Below are 6,953 nucleotides of genomic sequence, written 5' to 3'. Positions count from 1 at the left end.
GAAAAGCAAAGGCGGCGGCTTCGTGACCGGCTTCGTTTCATCGACAACGCTAGTCGATTCAGCGCCACGGCACCTCTGCGCAATCTCTGCCGCACGGCTCGCGCTCCAGAGCCGTTCAGCCCGCGCACCAGTACGGCAGACGATCCGATCGCGCGGTTTGCGAACGGAAGCTACTGACCGGCTGCCCGAACCTCGACAGTCAATCACGTTGGCGGTATGTGCCGCCACCCCGCCCGTTCCGTCGCAAACTCCCCGCTCCAAAAGAAAATGCGCCGCAGCCTTTCGGCTGGCGGCGCATCGGATGTCGATCCGGCTACGTCGGCGATCAGAAGATCTGGTGACCGAGCCACCATCCGCCGGCCGCGAACAACGCAGCCGCAGGCAGCGTCAGCACCCATGCCCACACGATGTTGCCGGCCACGCCCCAGCGCACCGCCGACAGCTTCTGCGTCGCGCCGACACCGACGATCGCGCCGGTGATCGTGTGCGTGGTCGACACCGGAATGCCGAGGAACGACGCGAGGAACAGTGTCATCGCGCCACCGGTTTCCGCACAGAAGCCACCAACCGGCTTGAGCTTCGTGATCTTCTGGCCCATCGTGCGCACGATGCGCCAGCCGCCGAACAGCGTGCCGAGGCCCATCGACAGGTAGCACGCGCCGATCACCCACGCCGGCGGCGCATCGGCGGTCGCCGACGCATAGCCCGACGCGATCAGCAGCATCCAGATGATGCCGATCGTCTTCTGCGCGTCGTTGCCGCCGTGGCCGAGGCTGTACAGCCCGGCCGACAGCAGTTGCAGCCGCCGGAAGCGCCGGTCGACCTTGCTGGGCGCGGTGCGGAAATACAGCCACGACACGCCGAGCATGAACAGCGAGCCGAGGATGAAGCCGAGCAGCGGCGAGATGAAGATGAACGCGATCGTCTTCAGCAGCCCGTCGATGTTCAGCGAGCTCCAGCCTGACTTCGCGAGCGCCGCGCCGACGAGGCCGCCGATCAGCGCGTGCGACGAGCTCGACGGGATCCCGTAGTACCACGTGATCACGTTCCAGCCGATCGCGCCGACCAGCGCGCCGAAAATGACGTAATGGTCGACGATCTCGGGATCGATCGTGCCTTTACCGACGGTCTGCGCGACTTTCAGGTGGAAGATGAAGTACGCGATCACGTTGAACGCGGCCGCGAACACGACGGCCTGCTGGGGCTTCAGCACCCCGGTCGACACGACGGTGGCAATCGAGTTCGCCGCGTCGTGAAAGCCGTTCATGAAGTCGAATACGAGCGCGACGAGCACGAGTGCCGCGACCATCCATAGGGCGAGTTGTATCGAATGCATCGTGGTCCGCTCAGGCGTTTTCCAGCACGATGCCTTCGATGATGTTCGCGACGTCCTCGCACTTGTCGGTGATCTCTTCGAGCAGTTCGTAGATCGCCTTCAGCTTGATGAGCGTCTTCACGTCGTCTTCCTCGCGGAACAGCTTCGACATGGCCGCGCGCAGCACGCGATCGGCCTCCGACTCCCAGCGGTCGATCTCCTCGCACTGCTTGAGGATCTGCGCCGACTGCTTCATGTCGGACAGCAACCCGACCGCCTGCTGTACGTGCTGGGCCGACTGCGTGACGATGTGCGCGAGCTGGCTCGCTTCGGACGTGACGGAACGTACGTCGTACAGCGACACGGCGGTCGCGACGTCTTCCATCAGGTCGAGGATGTCGTCCATCGTCGTGATCAGCTTGTGGATCTCGTCGCGATCGAGCGGCGTGATGAAAGTCTTGTGCAGCAGATCGATCGCCTCGTGCGTGAGCTTGTCGGCGGCCTTCTCGGCGGTTTGCACGTTTTGCTTGTGAATCTCGGCGTCGGCGAGATTGTCGATCAGCAGTTCGAGCTCGCGGCCACCGGAAACGATGTGCTTCGCGTGCGCGTTGAAGAGTTCAAAGAACTTGCCCTCGGTGGGCATGAATCGACCGAACATGGGATTCCTGAGAGATTGTCAAACTACTGTCACGAAAACGGGCGACATTGTACCGTTTTCGGTCGCGCCGCGACGCGCGCACATGCGCGCGCCGGGATTGGATACAACGTTTGGCGATTTAGGGCTTTACAACCGGCGTTACTCGCCGTAGAACGTCTGCGCCCCTGCAAAGTTGTCGAACTTCGTGTATTGCCCCAGGAACGTGAGCCGAACAGGGCCGATCGGACCGTTACGCTGCTTGCCGATGATGATTTCGGCCGTGCCCTTGTCGGGGCTGTCCGGGTTGTAGACTTCGTCACGGTAGATGAACAGGATCACGTCCGCGTCCTGTTCGATTGCGCCCGATTCACGCAAATCCGACATCACCGGGCGCTTGTTCGGGCGTTGTTCGAGGCCGCGGTTCAGCTGCGACAGCGCGATCACCGGCACGTCGAGTTCCTTCGCGAGGCTCTTCAGCGATCGCGAGATTTCCGAGATTTCGGTCGCGCGGTTCTCGCCCTGCGACGAACCCGACATCAGCTGCAGGTAGTCGACGATGATCAGGCCGAGCTTGCCGCATTGCCGCGCCAGCCGCCGTGCGCGCGAGCGCAATTCCATCGGGTTCAGGCCGCCCGTTTCGTCGATGAAGAGCTGCGCCTCGCTCATCTTCTGCACCGCGTGCGTCAGCTTCGGCCAATCCTCGTCCGTCAGGCGGCCCGTCCGCATCCGGTGCTGGTCGAGCCGGCCGATCGAGCCGAGCATCCGCATCACGAGCTGGGTACCCGGCATTTCCATCGAGAACACCGCGACCGGCAGCCCGTACTCGACCGCGACGTATTCGCCGATGTTCATCGAAAAGGCCGTATTGTGGGTCACGACGTAATCGTCGGTCACGTACAGCCGAGACGGATGCGAAACCGAGATGCACTGCGTGGCAGTCCGGCGCGATGGCTCGATACCAGTAATCACCGGCAGCTTGCGGCGCGTCCGGCCGGCCGTCAGCCGCTCGCGCTTGCCCTTGAACAGGAACAGGCTCTGCGGATCTGGATGACTGATCGTGCAAACGTAAGCCGTCGCACCGGCCTTGCGTTCGCCGTCGACAGTGAAGCTCGTCGCCTTTTCGACCACCTGGCACCACGCACCAAGCGAACGCGCCAGTTCGCGCACGTCGCTCGCCAACTGCGCACTGGCGGTCGAATAACGCACCGTACCCCACGATTCGACCCAGCCGTCCGTGTCGAGCAGCCCGCGCAACAAATCCAGCCGCGCGTCCTTGTCCGCATCGAGGTAGATACGCGGGATGAACTTGTCGTAACTCGTCCTCCCCCACACACCGAGCTGCTCGAGCGCAGCCTTGAGCGGGTTGGCGGACGGCCGGGCCTCTGCGGCCGTCGACCGCCGGCGCTTGATGCGCCAGTCGTACTGGCCTGCGTATTCAAGTTCGAGCGACACGTCGACACGCTCGCGCATCCGGTTCAACGTTTCCTCGGCCTTCACGCTGAAACGCACGGCAGTCCCGCCGAGCGCACCATCGCCCAGCAGCGCGCCGAGTACCCAGGGATCAACCGGCAGCGCCTCGCAATGACCAAACTCGCCGGTCGGCATGTCGATCCACAACCGGTTCCGGTAGCGTTCGCGCGTCAGCAACGTGCGAATCTCCGCGGTCGACAGCACTCGCGGCTTTTCCCACTCGCGGAAATGGACGCACCACAGGTGCTCGTCGCAGCATTCGGCCGAACGTCCATCCGAAAAGCTGACCCGATACACCTGGCGTTCGCCCTGCGGATAGATGCCGGTCACGATCGACGATGCCCCGTCGACCGAAGCAAGCGCATCACCGATCGCCAGCTCGCCCATCGGCTTCCAGCCAGTCAACGTCCTGACGCGCGCGTCGAGCGGCTGTGCCTTACCCATCGACGGGCGCCCCGCAACGATGATCAGTTCGCCGCCGTGCATCCCGGACGTCATCCGGTCGAGGTCGACGAAGCCCGTCGGCGTGCCTGTGACGTCGCTCGGGTTCGCCGTGTGGTACAGCGTATCGATGCGCTCGACGACCTGCGTGAGCAGCGGGCCGATCTCGAGGAAGCCCTGGTTGCCGCGCGCGCCCTCTTCGGCGATCGAGAACACCTTCGACTCGGCCTCGTCGAGCAGCTGGCGGACTTCCTTGCCCTGCGGGTTGAACGCATCGGCCGAGATTTCGTCGGCGACCGACACGAGCCGGCGCAGCACCGCGCGGTCGCGCACGATTTCCGCATAGCGACGGATGTTCGCCGCGCTCGGCGTGTTCTGTGCGAGCGCGTTCAGGTAGGCCAGCCCGCCGACGTCGTCGGCCTTGCCGGACGTGGTCAGCGCTTCGTACACGGTCACGACGTCGGCCGGGCGCGTCGACGCGATCAGGCGGCCGATGTGCTCGTAGATGATCCGGTGGTCGTAGCGGTAGAAATCGCCCTGCGACAGGAAGTCGGCGATCCGGTCCCAGGCCGCGTTGTCGAGCAACAGGCCGCCGAGCACCGACTGCTCGGCTTCGACCGAATGCGGCGGGACTTTCAGCGATTCGATTTGAGGATCTTGCGGCGCGTTCATGGGTTGGGATTATCGCGAATTACACAGGACGGCGCCATACCGGCCACCGGCGAACGAGCAATAAAAAAGGCAGGCCCCGGTTGCCCGGGCGCCTGCCCTTGTCCGGACGGCGGAAGCCGCCCGGAAAGCTTGCGTACGCTTATGCGTGGTCGCCGATCACGTTGATCGTGACGTCGACGACGACGTCCGTATGCAGCGCGACCTGGACGTTGTGCTCGCCGATCATCTTCAGCGGGCCTTCCGGCATGCGAACTTGCAGCTTCTCGACTTCGAAACCTGCCTTCTTCAGCAGTTCCGCGACGTCGCCGTTCGTGACCGAGCCGAACAGACGGCCGTCAACGCCCGACTTCTGCGTGATTTCGAACGACTGGCCGTTCAGCTTCTCGCCGACTGCCTGCGATGCTGCCAGCTTTTCAGCGGCGATCTTTTCGAGCTCGGCGCGGCGAACTTCGAATTCGGCGATCGCTTCCTTCGTTGCACGGCGAGCCTTGCGGTTCGGGATCAGGAAGTTGCGAGCGTAACCGTCCTTGACCTTGACGATGTCGCCGAGGTTACCCAGATTGGCGACTTTTTCCAACAGAATGATTTGCATTCGAATTCTCCTTATTGCGTCGCCTGATTACGCCTTGTGCTGATCGGTGTACGGCAGCAGCGCGAGGAAACGCGCACGCTTGATGGCCGTATCCAGCTGACGCTGATAGTGCGCCTTCGTACCCGTCAGACGAGCCGGCGTGATCTTGCCGTTTTCGCCGATGAAGTCCTTCAGCGTTTCCGTGTCCTTGTAGTCGATCTGCTCGACGCCTGCAGCCGTGAAACGGCAGAACTTCTTGCGCTTGAAGAGCGGGTTTTGTTGCTGACGACGCTTGTCGAATTTCTTACCAGTCGGGCGGGGCATGATTTCAGTCCTTTCCAATGTCCTGCAATGCTGTGATGTGAAACACCAAGGTTCTCGCGTTGCGGCTTTTCTTTGCCAGGAAGCCCGTGAACAGCGTTTCGACGCCCATTTCACGACTCTCCAGCCTGCCGCTCGCCTCACCGGCCGCCACCGCCTCGATCGTCATTTCGACCTGACGGGGAATGCCTGCTTCGACGACTTCCGTGCGGTGATGCAATGTGGCGCTTGCGATCGGAACACCTGCCGGCGTATATCGCACCGGTGCGCGTTCGACGACGCTTGCCGTCAATTGCAACCTGTTCACGTGAGTGACGCGCTCCTTGATGGCTTAATGAATGACGAACTTAAGCCTGCGCTTCGGTCGGCTGAGCTGCAGCCGCCTTCTTGGCTTCTTCGCGCTGAACTTCCTTCATCATCGGCGACGGGCCGGTTTCGGCCTTCTTCATCTTGACGATGAGGTGGCGCAGCACGGCGTCGTTGAACTTGAACGCGTGTTCGAGTTCGTCGAGCGTCGTCTGGTCGCACTCGATGTTCATGCAGACGTAGTGAGCCTTCGCGAGTTTCTCGATCATGTAGGCCAGTTGGCGACGGCCCCAGTCTTCGACGCGGTGGATCTGACCGCCGTGCGACGTGATCGTGGTCTTGTAACGCTCGATCATCGCGGGCACTTGCTCGCTCTGATCGGGGTGCACGATGAATACGATTTCGTAATGACGCATTACACACTCCTTGTGGATTAAAGCCACCCGGGCGTCTGAACCGGTGTGGCAAGTGAGAAGCCGAAGATTCTAACCCGGATACGGGGCGCATGCAAGGCCAATCGACGATTCGCGCGCGGATTCGGCCATGTTTTCAAAGACTTGAAGGGGCGAACCCGGGCAGGTCGGGCACTCTTGGGCGCATTTCCTGGTCAGGGTCGGAACAGAAACGCGCGACAGGCGGCAGGCCGCCGCCCGCCGCCGTCACTCGGTGCGTGTCACGCCGAGTCGCGCATCGAGCGCGGTCCTGAACGCCGCGAGCGCCGACGGTTCGGCGTCGGTCACGGCCCACCAGGTCATTCCGGCCGCCTCCCAGCGGTCGAGCGCGTAGCCTTGCGACACGGTCGTGTACGGCGCCCCCGGCCCCTCCCCGGCCGGCCGCACGTAGACGTCGATCACGTGCTGCCGGTAACGGTAGACGAGCACGGCGACGCGACGCCGCCCGACATAGTCGAGCCGGCCGCCGACCAGCGCGAAGCCGGCCGCCGCGAGATCCTCGACCGGCGGCGCATAGTCGATCCGGCCGTTGAACCACGGCTTGACCGTGTGCCGGTCGGTCGAGATCACGTCGATGTCGCGCGCCGACAGGTCGGCCCGCACGTGGCTCGACACGAGTTCGTCGACCGTGCGGTCGGTGTCGGCGTGGCGGGCGGACAACGTCATCCCGCCCGCTGCGGCAAGCGCCACCAGCAGCGCGACGCCCCAGCCGAGGCCGGGCAGCGCGGCCACAGATCGGAAGAGCACAGGGCTGAACTACAGTCACGC

7 protein-coding genes and 2 pseudogenes are annotated in these 6,953 nt (G+C 63.4%); 1 reads left to right on the top strand and 8 read right to left on the bottom strand.

Annotation, left to right across the window (positions count from 1 at the left end; all coding sequences use genetic code 11):
- Window positions 1-69: 69 nt before the first annotated feature.
- Window positions 70-177, top strand: a pseudogene (locus G3N98_RS40075) (peptidoglycan endopeptidase); the annotation flags it as partial.
- A gap of 148 nt (window positions 178-325) precedes the next feature.
- Here G3N98_RS40075 and G3N98_RS37550 read toward each other — a convergent pair.
- The 8 genes and pseudogenes from G3N98_RS37550 to G3N98_RS37515 form a co-directional block, all read right to left on the bottom strand.
- Window positions 326-1,336, bottom strand: a complete 1,011-nt coding sequence (locus G3N98_RS37550; protein ID WP_046543500.1) for an inorganic phosphate transporter — start codon at window positions 1,334-1,336, stop codon at window positions 326-328.
- A gap of 10 nt (window positions 1,337-1,346) precedes the next feature.
- Window positions 1,347-1,973: a DUF47 domain-containing protein gene (locus G3N98_RS37545; protein WP_034188683.1), complete on the bottom strand. Its 627-nt coding sequence runs from the start codon at window positions 1,971-1,973 to the stop codon at window positions 1,347-1,349.
- 138 nt (window positions 1,974-2,111) lie between these two features.
- Window positions 2,112-4,535, bottom strand: coding sequence for a replicative DNA helicase (gene dnaB, locus G3N98_RS37540; protein WP_206150946.1), 2,424 nt, complete (start codon window positions 4,533-4,535; stop codon window positions 2,112-2,114).
- A 139-nt stretch (window positions 4,536-4,674) separates the two neighbouring features.
- Window positions 4,675-5,127 (bottom strand): 50S ribosomal protein L9, encoded by a 453-nt coding sequence (rplI, locus tag G3N98_RS37535; protein ID WP_021156519.1) that lies wholly within the window; start codon window positions 5,125-5,127, stop codon window positions 4,675-4,677.
- A 27-nt stretch (window positions 5,128-5,154) separates the two neighbouring features.
- On the bottom strand, window positions 5,155-5,430 hold the full coding sequence (rpsR, locus tag G3N98_RS37530; RefSeq protein WP_006486248.1) for a 30S ribosomal protein S18: 276 nt from the start codon (window positions 5,428-5,430) through the stop codon (window positions 5,155-5,157).
- 4 nt (window positions 5,431-5,434) lie between these two features.
- Window positions 5,435-5,734 (bottom strand): primosomal replication protein N, encoded by a 300-nt coding sequence (priB, locus tag G3N98_RS37525; RefSeq protein ID WP_011657069.1) that lies wholly within the window; start codon window positions 5,732-5,734, stop codon window positions 5,435-5,437.
- A 40-nt stretch (window positions 5,735-5,774) separates the two neighbouring features.
- Entirely contained in the window at window positions 5,775-6,149 is a 375-nt protein-coding gene (gene rpsF, locus G3N98_RS37520) for a 30S ribosomal protein S6 (protein WP_006402295.1), read from the bottom strand.
- Window positions 6,150-6,392: 243 nt separating this feature from the next.
- Window positions 6,393-6,917, bottom strand: a pseudogene (locus G3N98_RS37515) (anti-sigma factor); the annotation flags it as partial.
- Window positions 6,918-6,953: the final 36 nt, after the last annotated feature.

Origin of the sequence: Burkholderia sp. Tr-20390 (assembly GCF_017104595.1) — a bacterium.
GTDB lineage: Bacteria > Pseudomonadota > Gammaproteobacteria > Burkholderiales > Burkholderiaceae > Burkholderia.
The sequence above is the reverse complement of the archived record's forward strand: the minus strand, read 5'-3'. Positions and strand labels throughout refer to the sequence as shown.